This is a genomic window from Bacillus sp. 7_6_55CFAA_CT2, assembly GCF_000238655.1.
GTDB classification, from domain to species: Bacteria; Bacillota; Bacilli; order Bacillales; family Bacillaceae_G; genus Bacillus_A; species Bacillus_A cereus.
The window spans coordinates 66,074-91,815 of the sequence record NZ_JH414708.1; the positions used below are offsets into that span (position 1 = coordinate 66,074).

The window sequence follows — 25,742 nt, forward strand, 5'->3', positions numbered from 1 at the left end:
AAGCTTTTTTGTTTTACTTTTTAATTTTTACAAGTTGAGAAGCTTCGACGCCGTTGTAACCAGGGAATTCTTTACTTGGGTCTTTATCAAATTTTAATACACCTACAGATTTTTCATCACCTTTTACATTGTTGTAAGTTGCGTCATCGACAATCGCATACATATCTGTATATGCACGGCCACTTCCGATAATTGTGTTGCCTTCATATTTTAATTTGGCTCCATCAAGTGTAGCATTTTCTACTTTTTCTTTTGCAAATAATACACCTTGTTCTGTTGTTACAGCTGGTAATTTATCAAGTGGTTTCGTGTTGTCTTTTTCATCAACTTTGCTAAGTAACTCTTTTTTTACTAGTTCCTCACCAGTTTTCTTATCCATTACAAGAACTTTTTTACCATCTAATGTTGTCATTTTCATTTTATAGAAGTCTTTTTCTTTCACTTCTTTTTTGTTTTTATCTGTAATTTGCTGAACTTGTTCTTCTGAGCCGTACAGTACAAAACCGTTCGCTTTCTCTCCTAATAAAGAACAACCTGATAATGCTCCAAGTGAAATTGCTGCTGCTAATCCGATTCCTACTAATTTTTTCATGATGATTTCTCCTTTTATATGTTTTATATTAAATACAATTTTTGTATTATTGCTTACAAGTGAAGAAGCTTGTTTGTTGCTTCTGGTATTAGTGTATAAGAAATATTAGAATGCAACTATCGAGTTAGCTTACAGTAACATTACACTTATGTAATTTAGTGAAATTGCACAAAAGTAAGTTAATTTCAAAGAGGGATAATGAGAATATATTAGAAATACAATATTGTATATAGAATGTCATATTATAATGGATGTATTTTGGAAATAACATGTAAGGACATATTAGTTTTGTTATAATAAACACATAGGCTGTAAAAATGAATATTCTTTACTGTAAAGGGAGATTTTTCAGTTTTCCAAGTAGTGAATTTGAAATATGAGGTATATCATAGGAGGAATTTAGATGTCTGTATTCAAACGATTAAGAGATTTAACAATGTCGAATGTATATTCATTAATTGAAAAAGCGGAAGATCCAGTTAAGATGACTGATCAATATTTACGCGATATGCAAGCGGATGTACAAGAAGCTGAGAAAAGTGTAGCAGCTCAAATCGCGCTTGAGAAGAAATTCAAAATATTATTTGAAGAGCAAGAAGCACTTGTGAAAAAACGTGAAGAGCAAGCTCATATGGCTGTTCAAGCTAATAACTTAGATCTTGCGCGCCGTGCACTAGAAGAAAAACAAAATGCGGAGCAAAAGATGAATGAGTATAAAGCAAGCTATGAGCAAAATAAAGCTGCTGCTGATAACCTGCGCCTAAAGCTAGAAGAAATGCGTAAGCAATTAAATGAGCTGAAAAATAAACGTGAGACACTTGTAGCGCGTGTAAATGCGGCGAAAGCACAAAAAAATATTAATCAGGCGATGTCTGGATTTGATTCAAACTCAGCAAAAGCTGGTTTAAGCCGTATGGAAGAGAAAGCTCTTCAATTAGAGGCTGAAGCAGAAGCAAGCGGTGAAGTTTATAAGAAAGAAAAATCATTAGATGATGAATTCGCAAGCTTAAACAAAAATTCTGCTGTTGACGATGAATTAGCTCGTATTATGAAGCAGTATGAGAAATAATATAGAATAGAGACAAATGAACCGACATGTCTAAATATGTTCATGTCGGTTTTCTATTATATTTAGAGGAGGTTTTGCAATGACATGGATGAATGTAGTTGCCATGCTTGTATGGACTGGAGCGAGTGCAGTACTTTTATTTGCAATTATGTGGGTTGATTCAATTTTTACAAAATACAATGATTTAAAAGAAATTAAAAATGGAAATACAGCTGTAACAACTCGTTTTATTATGAAATTATTTGCACAAGGGTACATTTTATCCCAATCAATTACGAAAGCAAATGACTTATGGCAGGCACTTCTTGCTTCAGCAGTTTCTTTCGTTATTTTATTAGTGGTAGAAATGTTTATCGAATTTGTATTAAAGAAAATGTCTGGTCTTGATTTAGAAGAAGGTACGAAAGAAGGTAGCGTTGCACATGCGATGTTAGCCGGATCATTACATATTGTTGGTGCACTAATTTTAGGTGCTTGTTTATAAAGAGAAAAGGAGGGGTAGAGTATGAGTTTATTTAAACGAATAAAAAATATAATGAAAAGCCCAGAGCCACTGAAGCCGGAAAAAAGTCTTTTAACGTTAGCTCCTGGCGATATGATTGAAGTTTCATTAGTTATGTATGAATTAATTGGGAAAACGAGTATGCATTCGCGTAAGGAAATTGTTTTGACATTGCAAGATGGAAAAGATATTCGTTATTTAAAAATTGAAGATCGTGAAAATACGTATTACAAATTATATACACCAATTGATGGTCGCTTAGATTCAATTGATGAAATTCCCACGACAATTGAAATGGATGATACCGAGTACCATATGGAAGAACAATATAACGGACGTGTTGTTGTGATGGGAAAAACTCCATTCTCAGCTTCAGAAGAACAGTACGTATGGGAATTCCAATCAGACAATCGAAAATTATTGCGTATTGAATGGCAAAATGGTCGCACAATGATGTATGAGGGAGAAGCAATCATTCCTGCTGATGTACAAATTATAAGAGCAACGTAAGGGGGCGTAATCATGTCAAACCGATTGTTTACCATGATTAAATCGTTTGTAATCCCTATACTTGCTATCGTTATATTACTTGTTGTTGCTGGTTATGCCTTATCAGGTTGTCAAGGCGGGCAGACAAAGTCGATTCAAGACCGTTATCCACTTGAATCTGTTGCCAAGGAAGGTAAACAAGAATCTTACGTGTATAGGGCCGCCAATCGGTCAGTTCCTGAAGTAGCGAAGGAGCTCATTAACGAAAGAGAACCGAAGCAAGCATCTAAAGAAGACGAAAATCAAATGTTCCTCGTTTATTCTGATAAGATTTATAACCTGCAAAAGGATAAAGAGAAACCATCTGATACGTTAATTGAAATAAGTAATAAAGAATTTGTCCGTCAAAATTACCAACCGTCCTTTTTGCAAGGATATATTATGGGTAGCATATTAAACGATATATTCGGTTCACGAAAATCATCATACGGTGATTATCGAGGATATAACGATAGACAAAATCATAAACCAGTTATTCCAGAGAGACCACCTACAAAAGAAGAAAAGAAAACCCCACCTCCAATTACGAAGGAAGGGAAAGGGTCTATCATTAAGCGAGGCGATAATGTAGATTCGAAACCATCAGTAGGTGATAAGGGAAGTATTACTGAAAAAGGAAGTAATACGACGCCCCCACCTTCTACTGGAAGCAAGGGTAAAATTACAAAAACACCAGGCGGTTCAAGCGGATCAGATGTGAAGCCAAAATCATCTATTAAAACGCCGCCAAGGAACACATCTCCTCCGAAAACAAGGGTTGGTGGTTCAGGAAAAATTACAAAGAGAAGATAGTATAGAGACCGAAAAGTGTAAATTGCTTTTTGGTCTTTTTTTGTTATGGGAATTAATCCCTTTCAGTTGGTACGATTTATGCATAAGGGGGGAAGTAAAAATATATCAGCGATTATTAGAATATATCGACCGCAATTTAAAATATATCAGCGATTATTGGAATATATCGACCACAACTTAAAATATATCAGCGATTATTGAAATATATCGACTTACCGACAAAAACTGACAACGATAGCAACTTAATAATAAAAAGAGGGTGTGCCAAAATTTTGGCACACCCTCTTTTATATAACGATTAATGAATATCACGTTTCTTGAAATTACCTCCTTTTACTTCTGCTACGTCATAAACTGTAATAAAGGCGTGTGGATCGATTTCATTAATAAGTTCTTTCATTTTACTTTCTTCTAAACGGTTAATTACGCAAGAAATTTCTTTGAATTTCTCTCTTGAATAACCACCGTATACTTCGTTATATGTTGCACTTCGGCCTAAACGATCGCGAATTGTTTCTACCATTAATTCAGGCTCTTTTGTAATAATTTTAAATGCTTTTGAACCACTTAAACCAACTTCAACGATATGAATCACTTTCGAAGCGATAAAGTAAGCAATTGCCGAAAGGATAGCTCCTTGAAGACCGAATACCGTTGATACGAAAATAAATACGAACATGTTTAAGAATAAAATAAGGTCACTCGTTCCAAATGGTAACTTACGAGAAAGCAATACAGCAAGCATATCGATTCCATCTAATGCCCCACCGTTACGTAATGCTAGTCCCATACCAAAACCGATGATAATACCACCAACAACTGTAACTAATAATGTATCGCCTTCAATAATAGCTGGTATTCCGTGCATGACAACGGTACCTACTGCTAATGAAGCAATTCCGATAATAGAATAAATCGCAAAGCTTTTACCGATTTGCTTATACCCTAACCAAACGAAAGGAATGTTAATAACTGCGATTAGAGCTCCTAATGGCAATCCAAATAATCTTGAACTAACGATACTTAAACCAGTCACACCACCGTCTGATACGTTATTTGGAATTAATACTGCTTCTAATCCGTACGCTGTAATAAATGCCCCAATAATAATCATCAAAGCTTTTGAAGCAATTTTTAGCTTATTGGGCTTGTTTTTGATAATTTTCTCCATATAATTTCCTCGTTTCAAACTAGTTTCTTATTTGTTACGTCATTCACACCTAAATTTTATTTTAACATTTAATTTGAAAAAATTCTCCTTTAATGGATGTATGCAGGGAATATTATCACCATATTATCTTTAAAATATTTTTGAAATCAGTATAAGAAATCCCATCCTTTGAAAGGATGGGATGCTATTAAGAAAATATAAAACTAAGTATTGATACGAATAAAGCGAAACCTAAAATAGTTCCACATATTTTCATATGGCGCTTACGTCCCATTACGACAATCGCAACATATTCGCGAATCATTGCGTTAGGCCAGTAATAAAATGCAGTTTTTGACCCGATTCCTTGGCTATTAAGACCAGCTTGTCTAGCGTATATGCCAGCGCGGAAAAGGTGGAAATTATTTGTGGTAAAAATACTTTTATATTTACCTTCAGGTTTTAAAGAATCCATAATTTCTTTAGAGAACAACATATTTTGATATGTGTTTACAGAGCGATTTTCTTGCACTGTATGTTCAAGAGGAATTCCTTTTTCAACAGCATAATTTTGCATTGCTTCTGCCTCTGGAAGACCTTCATCTGGACCTTGACCACCAGAGAAAATAATTGTTGGTGGTGTATTTACAGCTGCTTGTTTCCAATAGAAGTCGATAGCTTTATTAATGCGGCTTGCAAGTAATGGTGGTACTTTATCATTAATTAAGCCGCTACCAAGAACGATAATGAAATCTTGATTACGTCTTGGTCTGTTGAATTGGTATAAAAAATATGCGCTTAAGAAGTTAGATAAGTGTATAAAGAAATAGAAGCTTATAAGAGAAATAGCTGCAAAAATAGGCTCTAAATGCGATGAGACCAAACTTGCTGGATTTATGATAGGGAGTAACATAAAGAATAACATCCCTAAAGCAGCAAGGAGTGTTAAACAGTTAGTGAACCGTCTTCCTTCTCGCTTCATTAAAATTCTAGCATTAAGAAATAGCCCAAACATTAAAGCAACAATACCGAAAGGAAGCATAATAAGAAGTGCTAAAATAGGTAAAATTATAATATAGCGTAGGACATCACTACTTGAATTCACAGATATAATCACACAAAAAAGAAGGAAAAAACAGACAAAGGAATTAAATAAAAAGCCGTTTATTATTTTTCGCGGATCTTTTAAATATGAGATAAGAAAAATAATAAATAATATAAGAGGAATAATTCCAAAATACATCATAAATATAGTACACCTCAATTTGTATAAGAATTTGACATACCTTTTATATTACATGATTTTATAAGCGAAAATGAAAGAAAAAGGATTTTGAATTTTCTCAATAAAATATACGGATACATATGTTACAATATATTCAAAGCGATATATTAAAAGTAAAATGGTTGAAAAGGCACTCAGTAGAGTGCTTTTTCTTTTTGTATGCAATTGTGCATATTATATTTTTTTTCAAATGAAGAGGATTACAATATAATTTGTAGACAGACTTTATAAAGCAGAATTTAATACAAACATTTCCCTCTACTTTTTGTATCTAACAATCGTATAACAATAAATAATTCTGTTTTATAGTGTCTGTTTTTGAAATGTGTCTTTTTTGAAGGCACCTTTTTTTATTAGTATAGATAGTTTTCACTGTTAGCGTAGTGTAAACTATCTATACTAAACATTAGCAATCTTCCGTATAAATATTATCAATTTACTATATATTCCAGTGGTGTTAACCTACATATGAAAGGCTTTCTTTTTCAAAATATTACCCCTAATAAAATTTTGAAGAAGTCAACTGTCTCCAAACTTGTCTTTATGCTTAAAGAAAAAGCACTCAATTTGAGTGCTTTTTCTTATTGAAACATGCTATTTTTCTAGGCGATTTTCATAAAATAAAAGTAAAGAAATGAAAGTGGGTGACAAAATGCCGGCAGTTGTGGAAGGTGTTATTATTGAAAATTGCAATGGAACAATTAATGTAGGGGATAAATATAACGTACAGCCGATTGAAAAGACGAAGGCTTATAATGGATCGGGGTCATCAAATACAGGAATGAAAGTACAAACGTTTAGCGGGATTAGTACAGCTGATGTATGGGATAATGATGTAAATGATCAGGGGATACAGTTTACTTTATAGCACAATATGTAAAATTTCATAAAATGATGAAGTTGCCCTATGATACAATCTAGCTGTGAGCTGTTAATGATTCTTCTGTATTATAGTTGTTAGATTAGAAATATAACATCTTATCGAAAATCATACGTACAAAAAAAGACACTTCAAACGAAGTGTCTTTTGTATTTTAGTGATATCCTTTAGCAGAGTCTTTATGAATTTTATTTTTAAAAATACTGTAGCTCCAAAGCTGATATCCAATAACGATTGGTACCATGATCATTGCAACGAAGAACATAATTTTTAAGTTTAATTGACTACCAGCTGCGTTGTATAACGTTGTACTGTATGCATCGTTAATACGAGATGGTAACATTCTTGGGAACATACCTGCAAAGCCAGTTGTCATAAACATTGCGATTGTTAGGCAAATGAATGTGAATGCAAGGCCAATTTTATGTTTGTACACCATAATAAGTGCGAGTACACTCATTAGCATTGCAAGTACTGGAAGAATGAATAGTACCGGATATTCCGTAAAGTTTTGGAATAAGTTTGTCCGATTAGCAGTTGCTACATAGAAGATAGCTAAAATAATAGCAGCTGCCATTGAAAATGGTCTTGCGATTTTATAAGCACGATCAGATACTTCACCAGTCGTTTTAATCATGACCCAAAGGGCACCGGATACGACAAATATAGCAGTGAAGAAAAGACCACCTAATATACCGTAATGGTTTAGTAAGCTAAGTAAATTTCCTTCATAGCCATTTTTTCCGATTTGTAGTCCGTAATAAAGATTAGCGAATGTAACACCGAATAAGAAGGCGATTAGGAAACTGCCAATTGCAAATGCCCATTTACAAGTTTTTTGCCAAATTGGTGAATCATCTTTATGCATGAATTCCAGTCCAGCGGCACGAGCAAATAGTGCAAGTAATACTAAGAATAACGGTGTATATAAATAACTAAACATATTAGCATATGTGACTGGGAAGGCAGCAAATGTTGCGCCACCAGCTGTAATTAACCATACTTCATTACCGCCCCAGAACGGGCCAATTGCTTCTTGTAATTGATTTCGTTCTTGTCGGTCTTTCGTAACGAAAGGAAAAATCATTCCGTTACCAAGTGCATACCCGTCAAGAATGAAGTAAACTGTCCAAATCACGCCCCATAAACCGAACCAGATGATTGCAAGCATATCATGAGACATGAGCCACACCTCCCTCAGTAGCAGGTTCTTCTAATGCGGCAGGTCCTTTTTTCGCGAACTTCAGCATTAAGTATACGTCTGCGATTAAAAGTAAAGTGTAGAATAAAATTAAACTAATTAATGAGAACCAAATTTGCGGGACAGATATAGGTGATACAGATTCTGCTGTACGCATTAGTTTATATACTGTCCATGGTTGACGACCTACTTCAGCGACAATCCATCCTGCGTTAATCGCGATATAAGGAAGTAAGACAGACCATATTGTAATTTTTAAATAACGTTTTGAGTTTTCTAGTTTTCCTTTTCGGTTTAAATAGAAACCATACCAAGTTAATGCCATAAAGAACATACCGAGTGCAACCATTAAGCGGAAGCTATAATACACAAGGTTAACATTTGGACGTTCATCTTTCGGAATATCTTTTAAACCAACAATTTCGCCATCAAATGAATTTGTGTAGAAGAAGCTTCCGAGTTTTGGAATCGTAAGGAATTCAAAGTTCTTCTCATTTTTTACATCAGGAATTTGAACAATTGAGAAGCCTTGTCCTTTTCCAGTTTCCCAAACTGCTTCCATCGCAGCTCCTTTTGCGGGTTGATATTTAGCTGCTGATACACCAGATTGATGTCCCATAAACGGTGTAATTGTTGCGGCGAATAAGCCTAACATTAAACCAAACTTAAATGATTTTTTGAAGAATTCTACTTCATTTTTACGTAATAAGTGATAGGCACTAATTGCCATAACGAAGAAAGCACCTACAATATAACAACCAACTACAGTATGGAAGAACATATTCCAAGCGTATGGATTCGTAACGAGTGCCCAGAAATCATTTAATTCAGCGCGGCCGTTACGTACTACGTAGCCAACAGGGTTTTGCATAAAGCCGTTTGCTGTAATAATCCAAAGTGCGGAAATGTTTGTTCCAAGTGCAACCATCCACATACAGAAGGCACGGAACTTTGGTGAAATTTTGTCTTTACCGAATAACCATATTCCCATGAAAGTAGATTCTAAGAAGAAGGCAACGAGTGCTTCGATTGCGAGAGGTGATCCGAAAATGTCTCCCATATATTTGGAGTACTCAGACCAGTTTGTTCCAAATTGGAATTCCATCGTAATCCCGGTTATAATCCCCATTACGAAGTTAATTGTAAATAATTTACCCCAGAAATTTGCCATTTTACGGTATGTTGGATTCAATGTGCGGGCGTATTGAGTTTCCATACATGCTACTAAAATGACAAGTCCGATTGTCAAAGGTACAAATAAAAAGTGATAAAAAATAGTAATTGCAAATTGAAAACGACTCAGTAACAGAACGTCGGACATAATAAATATTCACTCCTTTTTTACATTATCTACAATCAGTTTATAGTGAAAATACGTTTAAAGTATGTGAAACTTGTTACAAAGATGTGTGTATATTTTGAAAGAATTATGTCGATTATCTGAAAATATCTTATTTTTACTATAAAGCGATATCCTTTTTGAGTTTTTCATATTTTGGTACACTATTTATGTAGTGTAAACGAGAGAAAAGAGGGTCCTTTACTATGAAGTCATTAGAAGAGATTTTGCAGTACAATGAGAAATTTGTTGAAGAGAAAAAATATGAAGAGTTTGTAGCGGGGAAATTTCCAAACAAAAAGATGGTAATTATTTCTTGTATGGATACACGACTTGTTGAACTATTACCGAAAGCGATGAATATGCGTAACGGTGATGTGAAAATTATTAAAGTAGCAGGCGCTGTTATTTCACATCCATTTGGAAGTATTATGCGTAGTATTTTAGTCGCTGTATACGAACTTGGCGCTGATGAAGTATGTGTAGTTGGTCACCATGATTGTGGTATGGCAAAAATTCAAGCAAGCAGTACGATTGAGAGAATGAAAGAACGCGGTATAACAGAAGAGAAATTAGATATGCTTCGTTATTCTGGAATCGATTTAGAACAATTCTTGCGCGGTTTCTCTAGTGTGGAAGAAAGTGTAGAACATAGCGTATCAGTACTTCGCAACCACCCATTACTTCCGGAAGAAGTACCTGTTCACGGTCTTGTTATAGATCCTGATACAGGAAAATTAGATTTAGTTGTGAATGGTTACGACAATTAAGAATTTACTTTGTCATCCTTTTTATCTGGGACAGGATCAAATCCTCCCGGGTGGAAAGGGTGACATTTTAATATACGCTTACAAGTAAGCCAAAAGCCTTTGAGTGCACCATGTTTTTGAAACGCCTCTAATCCATAATGAGAACAAGTTGGATAAAAGCGGCATGTTGGTGGTGTCATCGGAGAAATGAACTTTTGATAAAAGCGTATAATCTCAATAAAAATCTGTTTCATAACGGTCTCCTTTTCAGCATATTCTTAAAGTATTATAGCACGACTGTACATAATACTTTACTAATGTGCATTTCCGTTATATCATATTGGATATAACGGAATTAAATTAAAAGCGGGAGAGATGTTGTATGCCATCAGTAGAAAGCTTTGAATTAGATCATACGATTGTAAAGGCACCTTATGTAAGACATTGCGGAGTTCACAATGTAGGTAGTGACGGTATTGTAAATAAATTTGATATTCGTTTCTGTCAACCGAATAAACAAGCAATGAAACCAGATGTTATTCATACGTTAGAGCATTTATTAGCATTTAATTTACGTAAATATATTGATCGTTATCCGCATTTTGATATTATCGATATTTCACCGATGGGCTGCCAAACAGGATATTATCTTGTAGTGAGCGGAACGCCGACAGTTCGAGAAATCATTGATTTATTAGAACTAACATTAAAAGATGCGGTTCAAATTACAGAAATTCCGGCTGCAAATGAAACGCAATGTGGTCAAGCGAAGCTTCACGACTTAGAAGGAGCACAACGCTTAATGAACTTCTGGTTAAGCCAAGATAAAGATGAACTTGAGAAAGTTTTTGGATAAAAAGAAAAACTGCCTGTGAAAGGGCAGTTTTTTTATTGTGCTAAGAGCGACCATACTCTTCTTTTGTATGAAAATATATTAGATACTCCAACATATAAAATAAAGGCAGAACAGAGAAAATAAACAAATGCTTTCGCTTTTTGCTGCTGCTTTATTTCATCGATTCCAAAAAGGATACACATAATACTTAAAAGGATGAACATGTAAGGTAAAAGAATAGTGAAGTTTGCAAAGAAGCAAAATAGGGCGAGAGAAAGAGCGATAGTGGCGATTATAATTCGAATGTTTTTTAACATGGAATCCCCCTTAGTAGAAAGAAATAGTTACTGAGAGAAAATAATTATAAATGTTAAATTGGTCAAAATTTCATTCTACATGTAGTGAAAGTAGTTCGATATTAAGAAGAAGAATATAAGACCAGAAACGAAAAAATACGGGATACTCATTGATTTTCGTCCGGATTTTAATTCATTAATTCCTAGAAGAATAAAGGAACAACTGAGAATAAATTGTAAGTATGGAAGAAGTGAAAAATTATCGGTAACATGGACATAAGTGCTTAGAGTGAGTAAGAGAAGCATGAGAAATGCTAAAAAAATCCGTAATATAGTTAGAGTTAGCATTGTATAGCCTCCTTTAGACCATTTACTAGAATATTTCTGTGAAACCAATAAATAAAGCAGCGGCCCCTGCTAGTAGAGCGAGCAGACTACCTCCTGTTTGTCGTTTTAATATTTCCTCTAAACTTATGGTGAGGGCCATACCTCCTAAAAAGATGAACATATAAGGCATTATTTCTCTACTACCAGTAAAAAATCCATAGATTGCTATAGATAAGGCAATAAGTGATAAAGTAATCCGGACTCCTTTTAGCATGTATGTAACTCCTTTTTCTTTATTTGTTCAATTGCGATGAGAAACATTAAAGCTCCTAATAGAAATTGTGAAAGTGGTAGAAAATTATTTTGACCTGTATATAATCCAATTGCCGACATAACAATCACAGTGAGTGCTACTATGATGCAGAGTATACGAAGCATATTAGGAATCATCCTTATTCTTTTTTGTATAAGGATTATCTTCTAGTTTATCGACGGAATGTTTATAAGCATAGCCTTTATTAATTGTCATGATGGAGAGTACGAGGATGATTAGGACGATGATAATACCGATAATTAATATTTTGAACATTAAAACCCCTCCTTTTCTTTATTTTACATAATTTTGTAATTGATGAAAACAATAGAAATTAAAAGGATGAAAGAAGGGTGTTACATGGAGACGAAAAAAACATATTATATATCAATAGGAAACGGTCAAATTTCACAAGTGAAGACGGCGGATACTTATAATTTTGAGATTTCCGCAAATGATGAGGAAATTACGGAATTAAGAGAGCACTTCGATCAAGCATATGTAGAAGATTTAGGGTCATTTGTACGCTCCCACGTTCCATTTGTTGAGTATCATCACGATTCAAATAATGACCGATATGATGAACAACTACAAAAAGCATATAAAATGATTTATGATTTAGGAAATCATGAGACGAAAGAATTAGTCGCGCAAATGGGAATAATCAATGGATTGTAATTGGATAATATTATGCAGAAAAGCGAGAATATGCTACAATTTGTGGTAGGAAAAACTTGTAACCATCAATAGGGGAGTAATGGCATGTACAAATTTAAAGATTATTACCACAACACTGTACAATTATCGTTTGAACGTTATCCATTTTCTCCTGAGCCAAAGCATGTTTGGGTTGTATGCCGGTACGGGGATCAATGGTTATTAACGCATCATTTACGTCGCGGTCTTGAATTTCCAGGTGGTAAAGTAGAACTAGGGGAAACACCGGAAGAAGCGGCAGTTCGAGAGGTTCATGAAGAAACCGGCGGCATAGTTTCTGATTTAACTTACTTAGGACAATACAAAGTATCTGGAAAAGACAAAATAATCATTAAAAACATTTATTTTGCAACAATTAGTGCGGTAGAAGAACATACGCATTACGAAGAAACGAAAGGGTCTGTTTTATTAAAAGACATTCCTGACAACATTAAAACGAATAGAAAATTTAGCTTTATAATGCGCGATGACGTATTAGCGCGTACGATGAAACATATAGAAGAAATCGGCTGTTTTACGAAGTAAAGTAGCCGGTTTCTTTTTTTGGTATGTAAGAATAAATGTAAATATATCTTCACATTATTTTGGGTATATTATACAATTTTGTAAAAATATATTTACATTTTAGGAGGGGGAAGATGGATAAAAGAAAAGAAACGACTGTTACTGTTTCGATGGTTAAATTAAACTTTTCTTTATTTTTTATAATAATTGCTTTGTCGTTTGGAATTGGTTATTTGCATATATTTCTTTCAGGTGGCGGCGGATTAAAGTTTCACTTTATCTCCACCTCCACCTCTAAAAACGAAAGCACCTCCAACAAATCATCTACGATACGTGAATGCTTAAAATTCCCCCAAAACGAATCTTTTTTCCAAACACCAAGAATCCCTACTTGTTCAGAACCAAGCACATCGTTTTCTGGATGATCTCCAACATAAAGACATTCTTCTGCCTTCACATCTAGTCTTTGCAAAGCACGTTCGAAAATTTCAGGATGAGGTTTTTTAATTCCTTCAGCTTCTGAAACGAGAATGGTGTTTGTATACGTATGTATATGTAGTGCTCGAAGGTTGCTCATCTGAAATTCAGTAAAACCATTTGTAATAATACCAATTTTAATGTTTCGCTGTTTTAACTGTTGAAGTAGTTCATGCGTGTTTTTGAAAGGAATACAATGATGTTGGAAGTTTGTAATATAGTCGTGTAGTAGTTGTTCTTGCGTTAAAGTAGTAATGTTGTATTCGGAAAGGAGAGTAGCATATACTTTATCCTTCCACGTATAGCCATTATTATCGAGTTCAAGAAATCGAGAACAATACTTTGATTTCTCTATGCTCTTCAAATGTGAGGCGAAGCGATTATATTGCTCACAAATAAATTGTTCTAAAGATTGGCGCCGATCTAATAGTGTTCCATCTAAGTCGAATAAGATTGCACGAATCATGGGAAGCCTCCTTGCAGTTTTTATAATTAATTATCGCATATTCGTAAAAAAATGATTATGATATTTTGTAGAATGGAATAATGGGGGATTGTATGAAGAAACTGTATGGCAAGTTAGTGTGTTGTATTATAGCAAGCAGTTTAGTTGCAGGATGCGAGAGTGCTATCGAGGTTACGAAAGAAAAAGAAATTTGTAAAACAGAAGAAGAGTGCACGCAAATAGGAGATAAAACATTACAAAAAGTATATAAAAAGATAGAGGGACTTTCAGAACTTGAAAAAGTAGAGGATTATGACATAGAAGAGTATGAAAGTATGAATATGAAAGAGGCGGAACAGAAAAAAGAAGAGGATGACAATTACTTCTTTTTAGCTTCTTATTATATCGATGATGATGAAATTGTAGATCCTTATTTTGAGAAATTGGATCGTAAGAGATTGAATAAAGTTTTTGCAGATGACAAAGTAGCAAAAGATGATTTGTTAAGCCAGCGACAAGATAGAGAGTATCATGAAACGTTATGGGACATGTATCGCACTCTCATTCCAGTGAAATATCGTGAGAATATAACAGGGTTTGATCTAATAACGGATGGTTATGACGGCGTTGTTGCCCATGTCATGCCAAGTATGGATGACCCGAGAGATTGGTTGCTTAGTTTAGACGTGCTCGATTCTGGGGTGAATATAGATGAAGTGATGAAAACATTAATTCATGAAACGGCTCACGTATTAACGATTGGGCATAAACAAGTACCAGTGGATAGGAAATATTTAGAGGCGTTTGATGAAGAGAAAGACATTTCATCATATCGAAATAAATGTAAAACGGTGTTCTTGAAAAATGGATGTGCGAGAAAAACTTCGTATATTAACCAATTTTATAATGAATTTTGGAAACCAATTGAGCAAGAGTGGACAGAAAAGAAAGTAGAAGAAAGTGAAGAGGCACAAATTGAATTTTATAAAGAAAAGCATGATGATTTTGTATCGCTGTATGGAACAACAAATGTAACGGAGGATATCGCAGATACATTTACAGCGTTCATTTTACAAGATTCAAAAAAGGTGAAAGAAGGAACAGAGTTAAAATATAAAAAAATTGCTTTCTTCTATCAGTTCCCTGAGCTTGTAAAAATGAGAGCGGAAGTGCTGTCGGGATTATATGATGTTTCAAAAACGATAGAACAACAAAGTGGAGACTAATGTGAGTTATGCTTTCGATATAGTTTCGTTAAAGAAAAGCGTGAAGAATTTTTAATTCTTTGCGTTTTTTTATGTTGATAAAATTGAAAATTCTGTATTTTTATTAAAAAGAAGAAGGAACTTGCGGTATAAAATAGAATTAGTATAAAAATGTCACAATTTAGACACAATTATAATGCGCGTGTTGTAGGGACTATAAGTTTACTCTCGAGGAGGTAATGAAACGTATGAAAACGATTCTTGCTGTTGCTGGTCTCATTTGGGTAATGTCTCACGGTTTTCCGATTTTTGAAGGGGAGCAAATTCGTAGTGCTTTGAATGAAAAGTTTAATGATTATCATGTGATAGATCGAAAAGATAATGTCGTTACAGTACGTGTGAAAGACTGTTTCCATACAGTTACGGTTGCGGATGGAAACATTACAAATGAAACGAAAATGTGTGATAAAAGGTAAAAGAAAGAAGCTGACTATAGCGCACTGTTTTGAGTCAGCTTCTTTTTCTTTTTCCAATTAGAATTTTTTCAAATGCCTCAACAAATACATACATAAGAGTTGCAAGAACACATGTGAGTAGTACGCTAAGTAAGACGAGTGTGAAGTTAAAGACTTGGAATCCGTAGCTAATTAAGTAGCCAAGTCCTTGTTTGGAAACGAGAAGTTCTCCGAAAATAACACCGACCCAGGATAAACCAACATTTACTTTTAACGTTGAGATAATTGCTGGAAAGGATGCAGGGAGAACGACTTGCTTATAACATTGCCATTTATTTGCGCCAAATGTGTCCATCACTTTTATATAGTTAGAATCGACTTCTTGAAATGCACTGTAAATAACGAGAATGGTAATGATGATGGAAATGATTACTCCCATTGCGATAGAAGATGAAATGTTTGGACCGAAAATAACGATGATGATTGGACCGAGTGCAACTTTTGGCATTGCATTTAGGACGACGAGGTAAGGATCAAGTACGCGGGCTAGAAGTGGCATCCACCAAAGAAACGTGGCAATAATAGCACCGAGTACCGTTCCGAGAATGAAGCCTACTCCTGTTTCCAGCAATGTCGTCCATATGTGGACCCAAAGTGAACCATCGATCCATTTCGTTAAGAAGAGATCCCAAATACTCGAAGGAGAACTAAAGAGTAAAGGATCGATCCATTCTTTTTTGCTAGCTATTTCCCATAGTGCAAAGAAAAGAATAAGTAGTAAAAGCTGTAATGAGCGAGCAATCCAAGCACGCCTGCGTTCTTTCTTTCGAAATTGTTCATGTAGTTGTTGTATATTATCCAAGTCGTTCCAGCTCCTTCCATATATCTTGAAAGAGGGCTGGGAAATCGTAGTGATGGCGTGCTTCTAACGGTGATAAAGAACGGATACTTTCCGGGACGATAAAGGTTTTTGCGATTTTTCCAGGATTCGCTTGCAGTAAATAAATACGATCACTCATCGCAATCGCCTCTTCAATATCGTGAGTAACAAGTAGTGATGTTTTCTTATATTTATTTAGTAAGTTGAAAACGAGTTCTTCTAGTTTTAATTTCGTTTGATAATCGAGTGCGGAGAATGGTTCATCTAGTAATAAAATTTTCGGATCAGTTGCTAACGTTCGAACGAGAGCAGCACGTTGACGCATACCGCCGGATAGTTCACGAGGATATTGTCCTTCTACCCCATGTAGACCGACTTGTTTTAAAAGATTTAAAGTATGTTCTTTCATCTGTTCATCATAAATCTTTCGAATATGAAGTCCAAGCATAATATTTTCTTCAATTGTTTTCCACGGGAATAAGTAATCTTGCTGCAACATATATCCCATAGATGAAGTTTTCGTTGTAATTGGTTCACCATCTAAAAAGACGATACCATCAATTGGATCAAGTAGTCCAGCAATGATTGAGAGGAGCGTTGTTTTACCGCAACCACTTGGGCCGAGTATAGAAATAAATTCGCCTTCTTCCACTTGTAAGCTCATATCTTCGAGAATAAGTTTGGCATTCTCTTTTGCGAAAAAACAGTGAGAAACGTTACGTATTTGTAAAAAACTCATACACTTCGCCTCTATTTCTTAATAACGCTTTCGGCAATTTTTGTATTGACGAGCGCTTCATGTGGGACTTCTTTTTGTAATTCACCAGCATCTTTCATAATCGTTTGGAGCTGTTTCCATTCTTCCGCATCTAGTAGTGGATTTGTCGCATAAGAATGTTGTTTTTTATACCGTTCAATTACTTTTACTGTAATGTCTTTCGAAGTGTCTTTAAATAGCAGAGAAACAGCATCAGCAATCTCTTCTGGACTATGTGTATCAACCCATTGCTGTGCTTTATAGAGCGCACGTGTGAACTTTTCAGCAGCAGCTTTATCTTTCTTTAAGAAACTTTCTTTTGCCATGAACGTTGTATAAGGAACAGTACCAGATTCATTTCCGAATGAAGCGACGATATAACCTTTACCTTCTTTTTCGAATATGCTTGCAGTCGGTTCAAAGAGCTGCACAAACTCTCCTGTACCAGATGCAAAGGCATTTGCAATATTAGCAAATTCGATATTTTGAATTAAGTTCGTATCTTTCCGAGGATCAATTCCATTTTTCTTTAAAACGTATTCCCCAACCATTTGCGGCATGCCGCCTTTACGCTGTCCTAAAAATGTAACACCTTTTACGTCATTCCAATTAAAAGAGTCTAGTTTTTTACGTGAAACTAAAAATGTCCCATCTGTTTGTGTAAGCTGTGCAAAGTTAATGACAGGGTCTTTCGCTCCTTGTTGATGAACATAAATAGACGTTTCAGAACCGACGAGAGCAATATCAATTCCACCAGATAATAGGGCGGTCATCGTTTTATCGCCACCAGCTGTTGTTTGTAGGTCAATATTTAGTCCTTCATCTTTAAAAAATCCTTTTTCAATCCCGACATATAATGGGGCATAGAAGAGAGAATGGGTAACTTCGCCAACGCGAATGTTTTGAGTTTGTTCTTTCGTACTTTCTTTTTTACTACTACAAGCAGCAAAAGTAAAAACAGCTAGTAACATGATGCAAAAAATCGCGATTAATTTTTTCACTATATAACACCTCCTAGAAGTCACTCTACAAGCATGATATGTAGGTAAGTGCCTATATGTGAGTGTAGATAGCAGGAATTTTTTGGGTGGTAAAGAAGTACAAATATAAGGGGTGATAAAATGGAGTACGAATACGATGATAGCGTACATTTACATCTTGATTATTTCGGGACAGAATGTGATATGGAATCGATCGCTTATAAGAGGAAGAATGAAGACGTATGGGATGTGTATTTTAATTTTGGAGTATACGGTATTCAGAAAGACGATGTAGAGTTAGGTAGGTTTATGGACGAATATGCCGGTTATTACGTTTTTTCTGTACATGCTCGCGATCTTAGTTGGGAATTTGGAAGTGCCCAGTTTGAAGAGTGGGTTTTGAAAAATCGGATAGTAGAAAAAACGCTACAAAAATAGGAGGAATTTTGTGATTGGATTTCTCATCTTATTATTTATTTTTGTGGCCGGATTTTTTATTATGCAAATGCTTATTTACCGATTTGCAAAGAAAAACATCCATAAATATACAAAAATAAAATGGTTTCATATGTGGCTACATATGAATATGAAAAAAGGACCGAGATTAGATTTTTTTGATTTTGTAGTTATAGTGCTCGTATGTATCGTATGGAAAATATGGCTGCTTCCTTTTATATAATACACATACTAATCATTTTCTCTTTTATCATAAAATAACGAAAAGAACCTGTCTTGTGGCAGGTTCTTTTCGTTATAGTAATAGTTGTTAAAAACGTGCAACGCCTGTTTATTAATTCTTTCATATTTTTATGTGAAATCTTTAATAGTATTAAGGATTTCCAAAACATAGTTATTATATCATAAAGTGGAATGCTGAAATTAAGTTTTTCAAGAATGAGTAATTTGTATACCACAATTTAACGGTTGATTAAGGGAATATTAAGACAATACATTTATGGTAGAAGCAAGTATGCAGACGAAATATGTAATATATGTTATTTTAATAGAAATAGTTCTTTCGATGCGGGGGAAATTAAGACATAGAAACGAGGGAATGAATTGAAGTATGGTTCTACACTTTTTCATCTTCCAAAAAGAAATATATTAATTTCTAGCATTATAAGTAGTATGGTGACTTTATTAGTAATAACTATGCTGTTTATGATTTTAAAGGTTTTTAATTTAGACATGATGAAAGATCATTTAAATCAAAAGCTTGTTTTAAGTATTATGATGATTTTCATATGGGGCATAACGTTTTATATTACGCATTTCAATAAAAAAGAGATGTCTATACTTAGAGCATCCCTGCGAGTGCATTTTATATTACTTTTATTAGCTCATACAGTAGCGTTATTTTATATTGTCATGCAAGTTAATATGAGTTTCATAGAGGCAATGAATTGGATTTACTTTTATAATATGCAGTTTATATTAAGTTTTGTAGTAATTTATGCAATATATATTCTTGTATATAATTTAATAGGTAAGGTTTTTCTAAGTATAGTTTTAACGAGCTGTACGTTAGTCATTTTATGTATTGTGAATTATTTGAAGCTTATTTTCAGAGGTGATCCGTTATATCCTTCTGATTTCACACAAATTACGCATATGCAATCTGTTATACCGATGGTGATGGACTATTTTAGTTGGAGTTATATTTTTGTCATTATCGTAAGTATCGTAGCTTGTATTGTAGCAGGGATATATATGAGAAGGTATATTCAAAATGTAAAGATTCATCTAGGAATAAGAGCCTTATTAGTAGTAGGATCTATTTTTGTTCTATATGCGTACGGTAATTTTGCGAATACATTTATGAATAAAGTATTTCAAAAATCAGGTGTAGATTTTGTTTTGTGGAATCAAAATGAGAACTACGCTTCAAATGGTTTTGTACTTGGGTTTATTAGCAATTTAGATACAACAGTTATGGAAAAACCAAAAAATTATTCTAAAGAAAATATGCTTCAAATAGCAAACGATATAAAAAAACAATATAGTGGAAATATAGGGAATCAAAAGAAAAAAGAGAAACCGAATATTATTTTTGTAATGAGTGAATCGTTTTGGGATCCGACGAAAGTAACCAACCTTTCTTTTAGTGAAGATCCTGTACCAAATTTGCATCATTATATAGAAAACTTTCCTGGGGGACAAACTATTTCTCCTACATTTGGGGGAAATACAGCGAACGTTGAATTTGAGGCATTAACAAGTTATTCAATGAGTTTGTTAAAGCCAGGTTCTATACCATATCAGCAGGTTATTACAAATAAGAAAGAAGTTCCATCAATCCCTACGGCGTTGAAAAAAGAAGGTTATTATACAAGTGCAATTCATTCATTTGGTCGCACATTCTTTAAACGTGACGATGTATATAAGGTGTTAGGATTTGATAAGTTTAATGCAGAGGACACGATGGAAAATGTGGATATTGATGGAGATTATATTAGTGATTTAGCGATGAGTAAAGAGATAATTGCTGAGTTAGAGGAACAAAAACAGCCAACATTTATTCATGCAGTTACGATGCAAAATCATTTTCCATTTACAGAGGGCCGATTTGGTGAAAACCTAATAGAAATTAGCGGGCTAGAAAATGAAGAATCAAAGGGAGAATTAGAGACGTATACAGAAGGGTTAAGACGTTCAGATGAGGCACTTCAATATTTAATAGAGCAACTAGATAATTTAGATAGACCTACATTATTAGTATTCTTTGGAGATCATCTTCCATCACTAGGAACAAATAAATCTTTTTATAAAGAAAACGGGTATATAACGAATGAAAAAACACCGAGTGAACGTTTAGCGATGGCGCAAACGCCGCTATTAATGTATGCAAACTTTGATATGCCAAATGATAATTTAGGTTTAGTAAGCCCAATTCATTTTTCTAATCTTATTTTTGATTATGCAGGATTAAATAAATCCTTATTTTATCAATTTTTATCGGAACTTTACAAGGAAATACCAGTGCTTAGAGATGAATTAAAAGTTGATAAAAATGGAGAAGTAATCAATGATTTAACAAAGAAACAAAAAGAAATGTTAGAGCAATATAAAATGCTCCAATATGATTTACTCGTTGGAAATCAATATAGTACAGATATCCTCTTTAAATAAAAGAAACAAAAAGAACTTGTATAACGATACAAGTTCTTTTTTCATAGTATTTAACGGGGTAACCAGACAAGCTGGGTTTAGGGAGTATTACCTGTACATTTAGTATATATAAAAATGTAATCGTTTTATTTGTGTATTTGTGAGAAATATGTGAATTTTATGTTTTGTGAAAAAATATATTATATTAACTTTCGTTCTTGTATTGCAGTTGTTATGCATGTAAAAATTTTATCAGTTCTTTATTTAATTCATCCGCTTGATCGATTGGTGAACCATGACCACTATTTGTAAGAGCATGTAACTGAGAATTTTTAATTCGTTGTTGCGTAAGCTCAGCACTTTTGTAAGGAATTAGTTGGTCGTGAACGCCGTGGAAGATTTTTGTTGGGACGTTAATTTTATTTAAATCTTTCGTTACATCTTCATTTGCAGCTGCTTGTAAAATTTTGATAAGGGCATAAGAAGCGGACTGCATACCGAGATAAGAAAACCATTCAAGGGTTGCAGCCCCTAAGTTTCTATTGAAAAAGGATAAAGATACGTCATTTAAAAATTTTGGTAAATTAGCATACATTTGATTAATGAGAGCATCTGCTTGTTCTTTCGGTACACCGTAAGGGGACTCTTGATTTTTAACAAAAGAGGGGGAGACAGCGTCAATTAATGCGAGCTTAGAAATGCGGCGCCCATGATAGCGAGACATATAGCGAATAGAAAGAGCACCACCAACTGAGAAACCGACTAATGTAGCGTTCTCTACTTGGAGTGCTTCTAGAACAATTGCGATATCATCGGCTAATCGATCATACGTGTAACCAGTCCATGGCTTATCAGATTGCCCATTCCCTCGTATATCCATGGCGATACAACGAAAGCCATGCTCTGGTAAAACATTGAGTTGATATTGATACATTTGATGATTTAAAGGCCATCCGTGAACGAAGAAAACAGTCTTACTACCTGGACCAGGATTAACGTCTTGCACAAAAATATGTACATCTTTCTCGACAGTAACAAACATAAAACTCCCCCTGTTCTATCAATAGGCTCCATTCTAAAAGCTTTGTTTTACTTTTTAGGCCGTCTATATAAAACATTCTCCATAATATATGTATTAATGATCATAGATTTTATGCTTTGTATATAGTCTAAATATATTGCGTTTTTGGTACGATTTTCCTCAAATGTTCGATTTATCTTTGTTTGTCTATGAAAATCATTTATTATAATAAATGGTATTCTTTGAGATGTTATTTTGAAGGGGTGTTGAAGTGAAAGAAAGTTTTCTATCATATAAAGAAGAAGAAAGGAATGCAAAAATCCTTTTATGGGTGTTATATGTCATTGTTATTGTATATCAAATTTTCTATGCAATCGTATTAGAAGATAAATCAATAATGGATAAGGGATACAACATAATATGGCAAGTTATTTGCGGAGTAGCAATACTATGCGTGAATATATATTTACTGAAAAAAGAGAAGGCAAACCTTGTTAAATATGCATGGATATTTGCATACATAGGGATAGAAATCGCTAATATAGTTTCGTATATTTTTTATAATAAGGCGGCGTTTGATGCGACAAATATAATAGAAATTATTCTCATTTTCTTTGTACCCATATTTTTAAATAAAAAATTTTATGTGTTTTTGCTTTCCTCTATTTTAGGAAAATATTTAATTTATTTATTTGTATTAGAGGAAATAAAAGCATTTATGTTCCTTATTATGTGTACGCTTATGTTAATAGCTGCATATATCATTTTAAATCGATTTTTACAATATCTTTCAGCTGTAAAGGAAAGTATTGCGATTGCTAGTGAATCACAAAAATTAGCAGTAATCGGAAAAATGGCAGCGACTGTTGGACATGAAATTAAAAATCCACTGGCTTCATTAAAAGGATTTACGCAATTACAACGAGAGAAGCATGAAGAGGATCCTATTTATAAACGTATGATTTTTGAAATAGAAAATATGAATAATATGATAAGTGAGTTGATGGAAGTTGCTACATGCAAACCTTCTATTTATAAGAAACATGATGTAGGAAAAATTGTATTACAAGTAATAACAAGTCTTCGCGGAAAAATGAATGAATTAAACGTGCAGTTTATTTCTAATGTGGAAGAAAAAACAATAGAAGTTGAATGTGATGAACGAAAAATAAGAGGAGTCTTTTTATATACGATAAAAAATGCTTTAGAGGCAATGGAACAAGGTGGCATATTACATTTACAATTAGAGAATAAAGGGAAAGAATATGTAATAATCAGCGTAATCGATAATGGTCATGGTATTAAGCAAGAAAACTTAACCCGTGTTACAGAAGCCTTTTATACAACGAAACAAGATAAAATTGGTCTGGGACTTACGGTAGCGAATCGAATTGTCGCCGAGCACCTTGGTGAGCTGCATATTTCAAGTGAAAGAGATACTGGAACGAGAATAGACATCATTCTCCCAAGGAAGTGTGGAAATACTGAAATCCAAGTGGAAGAAAAGCTAGGAGTTACCATATGAATAAAGGCTATATATTTAAAAATGAAGAAATAAAGGCATTGAAAGTATTTTTAAGTTTATTTTTTATTATATTTTTTGTGTATGATCTTGCCTATGAATTTATCGTACCTTTAATCGCGGGAGAGCAAGAAGGCGTAGGAAAGTTTGAAGATGGTTTAGGTTTATGGCTTTACCTTTTGACGGTAGTATTGTTTTGCATTGGAATATACTTTATGAAATGGAAGAATGTTTTTGTGGTAAAGTATATTATTCTAATTGGCTATAATGTATTAGATTGTATCCATAACATTATGATTTATTATGGTAGCGATGCGGAATTTGACGGTGGAAATATAGTAGAAGTATTTTTTATTTTGTTCGCACCAATCTTTGTGAACAAAAGATATTTCTGGTTAGTTCCAGCGATACTTGTCGGGAAGTACGCTCTTACAGGAATCATTATTCAATCTTCTCTCGTTTTAATCCCAATGGCATTATATAGTGTATTTACTATTATATGTTGGATTATATTTTTGAGGGTTCAGTCTTACGTTCGTACGCTTGAGATGATGGACAAAGAAATAAAACAGACAGAAAAACTAGCAGCTGTTGGAAAAATGGCAACGGTTATTGGTTATAAGATTAGAAGACCTTTAGCAAACTTAAAAAAACTTGTGAATAAACAAGCCGACAAGCATCCAGAGGATAAAATTTATAGTGATATTATGAAACAAGAAGTAGATCGGATTCATATAATTGCTACAGAACTTAGTGGATTTGAGAAATCTAAATCACTAGAATCAGAAACTCATAACATACAAGAAATTATCTCTTATGTTATTCGAGTTATGGAAAAGCCTGCTTTAAAACAAGGAGTCCACATACAAGGTATTTACAGTAAAGACTTACCGTCCATTACATGTGATGAAAAACGATTAAAACAGGTCTTTTTTAATTTAATCAAAAATGCAATTGAAGCAATGTCAGTTGGGGGAACAATTACGATTAAAGTTACTGTAAAAGATGGAATCATCGTTCAAGTGAAAGATGAGGGATGTGGTATTCCGAAAGATAAAATTCCAAAGTTAAATGAAGCCTTTTATACAACGAAAGAAACAGGAACTGGTCTAGGTTTAGTAGTTACAGAAAAAATTATTAAAGACCACAATGGTAAAATGAGTTTTGAAAGTGAAGTTGGGGTTGGAACAACGGTTGAGGTTATGTTACCACTGCATTAAATAGAAAAAACATCACTTATTTGGAAGTAATGTTTTTGTGTTCTTCTTAGGTAGACGTTCTAAAAAAGAGGACGATAACGAAAAATAATATATTGATAGTGTAAAAAGAAAATAATGGATGTTTTACTATGAAAAATATATAATGGCTTTGTCTGTTATTTGTTGTAGTTCATTTATATTTCTATTTGTTGACCCGAATCTCGGGTCTTTTTTTATGAAATGAATTGCTATATGTCAGTGATTAGAAAAATAGAATATACAGCACATGCAGTAATTCCAGGGGTAATATAAAGGGATATAGCATCTCCTCTTGCAACTGGGTTTCCAGTTGTAATACTAGTCCAAGTTACAGTAGCGGAACCTACTGCTGGAGTAGGATTAAATACTTGAATTTGTCCTACTCCGCTATCCGTTGGTTTAATGGAAAATACCATAGTTCTGGTGTTTCCGTTAGAACTGCTGTTGCGTCTGCCGTCGCAACTAAAGCAATTAAGTGGTACATATACGTTCTCCTTTCTATATTTTGAAAATCTAGTATTTAAAATATAACTTAATATATATATTATGAATTC

At 34.0% G+C, this 25,742-nt stretch carries 31 protein-coding genes and 2 pseudogenes; 17 read left to right on the forward strand and 16 right to left on the reverse strand.

The window, feature by feature from the left end:
* Nucleotides 1-13 precede the first annotated feature (13 nt).
* Nucleotides 14-592 carry a lipoprotein BA_5634 family protein gene (locus tag HMPREF1014_RS00410; protein ID WP_000737502.1) on the reverse strand — a complete coding sequence of 193 codons (579 nt, stop codon included), beginning with the start codon at nucleotides 590-592 and terminating at the stop codon, nucleotides 14-16.
* 403 nt (nucleotides 593-995) lie between these two features.
* Here HMPREF1014_RS00410 and HMPREF1014_RS00415 point away from each other — a divergent pair, with 403 nt between their 5' ends.
* From HMPREF1014_RS00415 to HMPREF1014_RS00430, 4 genes are all read left to right on the forward strand, one after another.
* Nucleotides 996-1,661, forward strand: coding sequence for a PspA/IM30 family protein (locus HMPREF1014_RS00415; RefSeq protein ID WP_000110280.1), 666 nt, complete (start codon nucleotides 996-998; stop codon nucleotides 1,659-1,661).
* 79 nt (nucleotides 1,662-1,740) lie between these two features.
* Nucleotides 1,741-2,145: a DUF350 domain-containing protein gene (locus HMPREF1014_RS00420; protein ID WP_000220087.1), complete on the forward strand. Its 405-nt coding sequence runs from the start codon at nucleotides 1,741-1,743 to the stop codon at nucleotides 2,143-2,145.
* Between the two features lie 21 nt (nucleotides 2,146-2,166).
* Nucleotides 2,167-2,673, forward strand: coding sequence for a DUF4178 domain-containing protein (locus tag HMPREF1014_RS00425; RefSeq protein WP_000051740.1), 507 nt, complete (start codon nucleotides 2,167-2,169; stop codon nucleotides 2,671-2,673).
* A 12-nt stretch (nucleotides 2,674-2,685) separates the two neighbouring features.
* Nucleotides 2,686-3,504, forward strand: a complete 819-nt coding sequence (locus HMPREF1014_RS00430) for a DUF4247 domain-containing protein (RefSeq protein WP_000071190.1) — start codon at nucleotides 2,686-2,688, stop codon at nucleotides 3,502-3,504.
* 298 nt (nucleotides 3,505-3,802) lie between these two features.
* On the opposite strand, the gene HMPREF1014_RS00435 is transcribed toward HMPREF1014_RS00430, so the two are convergent.
* Together HMPREF1014_RS00435 and HMPREF1014_RS00440 are read right to left on the reverse strand one after the other, a co-directional pair.
* Nucleotides 3,803-4,675 (reverse strand): YitT family protein, encoded by an 873-nt coding sequence (locus tag HMPREF1014_RS00435; protein ID WP_000411244.1) that lies wholly within the window; start codon nucleotides 4,673-4,675, stop codon nucleotides 3,803-3,805.
* A 187-nt stretch (nucleotides 4,676-4,862) separates the two neighbouring features.
* Nucleotides 4,863-5,900: a YdcF family protein gene (locus HMPREF1014_RS00440; RefSeq protein ID WP_000990101.1), complete on the reverse strand. Its 1,038-nt coding sequence runs from the start codon at nucleotides 5,898-5,900 to the stop codon at nucleotides 4,863-4,865.
* A gap of 673 nt (nucleotides 5,901-6,573) precedes the next feature.
* Here HMPREF1014_RS00440 and HMPREF1014_RS00445 point away from each other — a divergent pair.
* Nucleotides 6,574-6,807 (forward strand): spore germination protein, encoded by a 234-nt coding sequence (locus tag HMPREF1014_RS00445; RefSeq protein WP_002005871.1) that lies wholly within the window; start codon nucleotides 6,574-6,576, stop codon nucleotides 6,805-6,807.
* A gap of 166 nt (nucleotides 6,808-6,973) precedes the next feature.
* Here the strand turns inward: HMPREF1014_RS00445 and cydB are convergent, their stop codons facing one another.
* Both cydB and cydA read right to left on the reverse strand, forming a co-directional pair.
* The gene (gene cydB, locus HMPREF1014_RS00450; protein ID WP_000017658.1) at nucleotides 6,974-8,002 is read right to left on the reverse strand and encodes a cytochrome d ubiquinol oxidase subunit II; all 1,029 of its coding nucleotides are present in this window, start codon (nucleotides 8,000-8,002) and stop codon (nucleotides 6,974-6,976) included.
* Nucleotides 7,992-9,341, reverse strand: coding sequence for a cytochrome ubiquinol oxidase subunit I (gene cydA / locus HMPREF1014_RS00455; RefSeq protein WP_001286188.1), 1,350 nt, complete (start codon nucleotides 9,339-9,341; stop codon nucleotides 7,992-7,994). Before cydA ends, cydB begins: the two co-directional genes overlap by 11 nt.
* Nucleotides 9,342-9,565: 224 nt before the next feature.
* On the opposite strand from cydA, the gene HMPREF1014_RS00460 reads away from it, so the two are divergent.
* A complete protein-coding gene (locus HMPREF1014_RS00460; RefSeq protein WP_000838164.1) occupies nucleotides 9,566-10,129 on the forward strand; it encodes a beta-class carbonic anhydrase in 564 nt (187 codons plus the stop codon).
* On the opposite strand, the gene yidD is transcribed toward HMPREF1014_RS00460, so the two are convergent.
* Nucleotides 10,126-10,362 (reverse strand): membrane protein insertion efficiency factor YidD, encoded by a 237-nt coding sequence (gene yidD / locus HMPREF1014_RS00465; RefSeq protein ID WP_000809325.1) that lies wholly within the window; start codon nucleotides 10,360-10,362, stop codon nucleotides 10,126-10,128. The genes HMPREF1014_RS00460 and yidD overlap by 4 nt on opposite strands.
* A gap of 128 nt (nucleotides 10,363-10,490) precedes the next feature.
* Between yidD and luxS the strand changes: the two genes are divergently transcribed.
* Nucleotides 10,491-10,964, forward strand: a complete 474-nt coding sequence (luxS, locus tag HMPREF1014_RS00470; protein WP_001141371.1) for an S-ribosylhomocysteine lyase LuxS — start codon at nucleotides 10,491-10,493, stop codon at nucleotides 10,962-10,964.
* A gap of 32 nt (nucleotides 10,965-10,996) precedes the next feature.
* Here luxS and HMPREF1014_RS00475 read toward each other — a convergent pair whose 3' ends face one another.
* From HMPREF1014_RS00475 to ytzI, 4 genes are all read right to left on the reverse strand, one after another.
* A complete protein-coding gene (locus HMPREF1014_RS00475; protein WP_000916674.1) occupies nucleotides 10,997-11,260 on the reverse strand; it encodes a YczI family protein in 264 nt (87 codons plus the stop codon).
* Nucleotides 11,261-11,612: 352 nt separating this feature from the next.
* On the reverse strand, nucleotides 11,613-11,840 hold the full coding sequence (locus HMPREF1014_RS00480) for a DUF3953 domain-containing protein (RefSeq protein ID WP_000912058.1): 228 nt from the start codon (nucleotides 11,838-11,840) through the stop codon (nucleotides 11,613-11,615).
* Nucleotides 11,834-12,004: a hypothetical protein gene (locus HMPREF1014_RS31440; protein ID WP_009326313.1), complete on the reverse strand. Its 171-nt coding sequence runs from the start codon at nucleotides 12,002-12,004 to the stop codon at nucleotides 11,834-11,836. Before HMPREF1014_RS31440 ends, HMPREF1014_RS00480 begins: the two co-directional genes overlap by 7 nt.
* 1 nt (nucleotide 12,005) lies before the next feature.
* On the reverse strand, nucleotides 12,006-12,155 hold the full coding sequence (gene ytzI, locus HMPREF1014_RS00485) for a YtzI protein (RefSeq protein ID WP_000472789.1): 150 nt from the start codon (nucleotides 12,153-12,155) through the stop codon (nucleotides 12,006-12,008).
* Nucleotides 12,156-12,239: 84 nt separating this feature from the next.
* Here ytzI and HMPREF1014_RS00490 point away from each other — a divergent pair, with 84 nt between their 5' ends.
* The 3 genes and pseudogenes from HMPREF1014_RS00490 to HMPREF1014_RS29330 form a co-directional block, all read left to right on the forward strand.
* Nucleotides 12,240-12,557: a hypothetical protein gene (locus HMPREF1014_RS00490; protein ID WP_000448409.1), complete on the forward strand. Its 318-nt coding sequence runs from the start codon at nucleotides 12,240-12,242 to the stop codon at nucleotides 12,555-12,557.
* Between the two features lie 84 nt (nucleotides 12,558-12,641).
* The gene (mutTA, locus tag HMPREF1014_RS00495; protein ID WP_000276385.1) at nucleotides 12,642-13,121 is read left to right on the forward strand and encodes an antimutator 8-oxo-(dGTP/GTP)ase; all 480 of its coding nucleotides are present in this window, start codon (nucleotides 12,642-12,644) and stop codon (nucleotides 13,119-13,121) included.
* 113 nt (nucleotides 13,122-13,234) lie between these two features.
* A pseudogene (locus HMPREF1014_RS29330) lies at nucleotides 13,235-13,357 on the forward strand (DUF3267 domain-containing protein); the annotation flags it as partial.
* Nucleotides 13,358-13,371: 14 nt separating this feature from the next.
* Here HMPREF1014_RS29330 and HMPREF1014_RS00500 read toward each other — a convergent pair.
* Nucleotides 13,372-14,043, reverse strand: a complete 672-nt coding sequence (locus tag HMPREF1014_RS00500; protein ID WP_000617255.1) for an HAD family hydrolase — start codon at nucleotides 14,041-14,043, stop codon at nucleotides 13,372-13,374.
* A 92-nt stretch (nucleotides 14,044-14,135) separates the two neighbouring features.
* Between HMPREF1014_RS00500 and HMPREF1014_RS00505 the strand changes: the two genes are divergently transcribed.
* A complete protein-coding gene (locus HMPREF1014_RS00505) occupies nucleotides 14,136-15,248 on the forward strand; it encodes a hypothetical protein (RefSeq protein WP_000737829.1) in 1,113 nt (370 codons plus the stop codon).
* A gap of 227 nt (nucleotides 15,249-15,475) precedes the next feature.
* Nucleotides 15,476-15,703, forward strand: coding sequence for a hypothetical protein (locus tag HMPREF1014_RS00510; RefSeq protein ID WP_000849112.1), 228 nt, complete (start codon nucleotides 15,476-15,478; stop codon nucleotides 15,701-15,703).
* 34 nt (nucleotides 15,704-15,737) lie between these two features.
* Here HMPREF1014_RS00510 and HMPREF1014_RS00515 read toward each other — a convergent pair whose 3' ends face one another.
* From HMPREF1014_RS00515 to HMPREF1014_RS00525, 3 genes are read right to left on the reverse strand one after another with little or no spacing between them, the layout of a single operon-like run.
* A complete protein-coding gene (locus tag HMPREF1014_RS00515; protein ID WP_000368822.1) occupies nucleotides 15,738-16,544 on the reverse strand; it encodes an ABC transporter permease in 807 nt (268 codons plus the stop codon).
* The gene (locus tag HMPREF1014_RS00520) at nucleotides 16,537-17,301 is read right to left on the reverse strand and encodes an ABC transporter ATP-binding protein (protein ID WP_000009025.1); all 765 of its coding nucleotides are present in this window, start codon (nucleotides 17,299-17,301) and stop codon (nucleotides 16,537-16,539) included. The genes HMPREF1014_RS00515 and HMPREF1014_RS00520 overlap by 8 nt, the downstream gene beginning before the upstream one ends.
* An 11-nt stretch (nucleotides 17,302-17,312) precedes the next feature.
* The gene (locus HMPREF1014_RS00525; RefSeq protein WP_000733150.1) at nucleotides 17,313-18,320 is read right to left on the reverse strand and encodes an ABC transporter substrate-binding protein; all 1,008 of its coding nucleotides are present in this window, start codon (nucleotides 18,318-18,320) and stop codon (nucleotides 17,313-17,315) included.
* Nucleotides 18,321-18,440: 120 nt separating this feature from the next.
* Between HMPREF1014_RS00525 and HMPREF1014_RS00530 the strand changes: the two genes are divergently transcribed.
* From HMPREF1014_RS00530 to HMPREF1014_RS00540, 3 genes are all read left to right on the forward strand, one after another.
* The gene (locus HMPREF1014_RS00530; protein WP_000455580.1) at nucleotides 18,441-18,737 is read left to right on the forward strand and encodes a DUF3986 family protein; all 297 of its coding nucleotides are present in this window, start codon (nucleotides 18,441-18,443) and stop codon (nucleotides 18,735-18,737) included.
* A 10-nt stretch (nucleotides 18,738-18,747) separates the two neighbouring features.
* Complete coding sequence (locus HMPREF1014_RS00535; protein ID WP_000578981.1) at nucleotides 18,748-18,978, forward strand: hypothetical protein; 231 nt, start codon at nucleotides 18,748-18,750, stop codon at nucleotides 18,976-18,978.
* A 380-nt stretch (nucleotides 18,979-19,358) separates the two neighbouring features.
* On the forward strand, nucleotides 19,359-21,428 hold the full coding sequence (locus tag HMPREF1014_RS00540; protein ID WP_000873621.1) for an LTA synthase family protein: 2,070 nt from the start codon (nucleotides 19,359-19,361) through the stop codon (nucleotides 21,426-21,428).
* Between the two features lie 211 nt (nucleotides 21,429-21,639).
* On the opposite strand, the gene HMPREF1014_RS00545 is transcribed toward HMPREF1014_RS00540, so the two are convergent.
* A complete protein-coding gene (locus HMPREF1014_RS00545) occupies nucleotides 21,640-22,449 on the reverse strand; it encodes an alpha/beta fold hydrolase (RefSeq protein WP_000498275.1) in 810 nt (269 codons plus the stop codon).
* 250 nt (nucleotides 22,450-22,699) lie between these two features.
* Here HMPREF1014_RS00545 and HMPREF1014_RS00550 point away from each other — a divergent pair, with 250 nt between their 5' ends.
* Nucleotides 22,700-23,953, forward strand: coding sequence for an ATP-binding protein (locus HMPREF1014_RS00550; RefSeq protein ID WP_000664886.1), 1,254 nt, complete (start codon nucleotides 22,700-22,702; stop codon nucleotides 23,951-23,953).
* Complete coding sequence (locus tag HMPREF1014_RS00555; protein ID WP_001032638.1) at nucleotides 23,950-25,170, forward strand: ATP-binding protein; 1,221 nt, start codon at nucleotides 23,950-23,952, stop codon at nucleotides 25,168-25,170. The genes HMPREF1014_RS00550 and HMPREF1014_RS00555 overlap by 4 nt, the downstream gene beginning before the upstream one ends.
* A 227-nt stretch (nucleotides 25,171-25,397) precedes the next feature.
* Here HMPREF1014_RS00555 and HMPREF1014_RS29335 read toward each other — a convergent pair.
* Nucleotides 25,398-25,613, reverse strand: a pseudogene (locus HMPREF1014_RS29335) (collagen-like protein); the annotation flags it as partial.
* Between the last annotated feature and the right edge of the window lie 129 nt (nucleotides 25,614-25,742).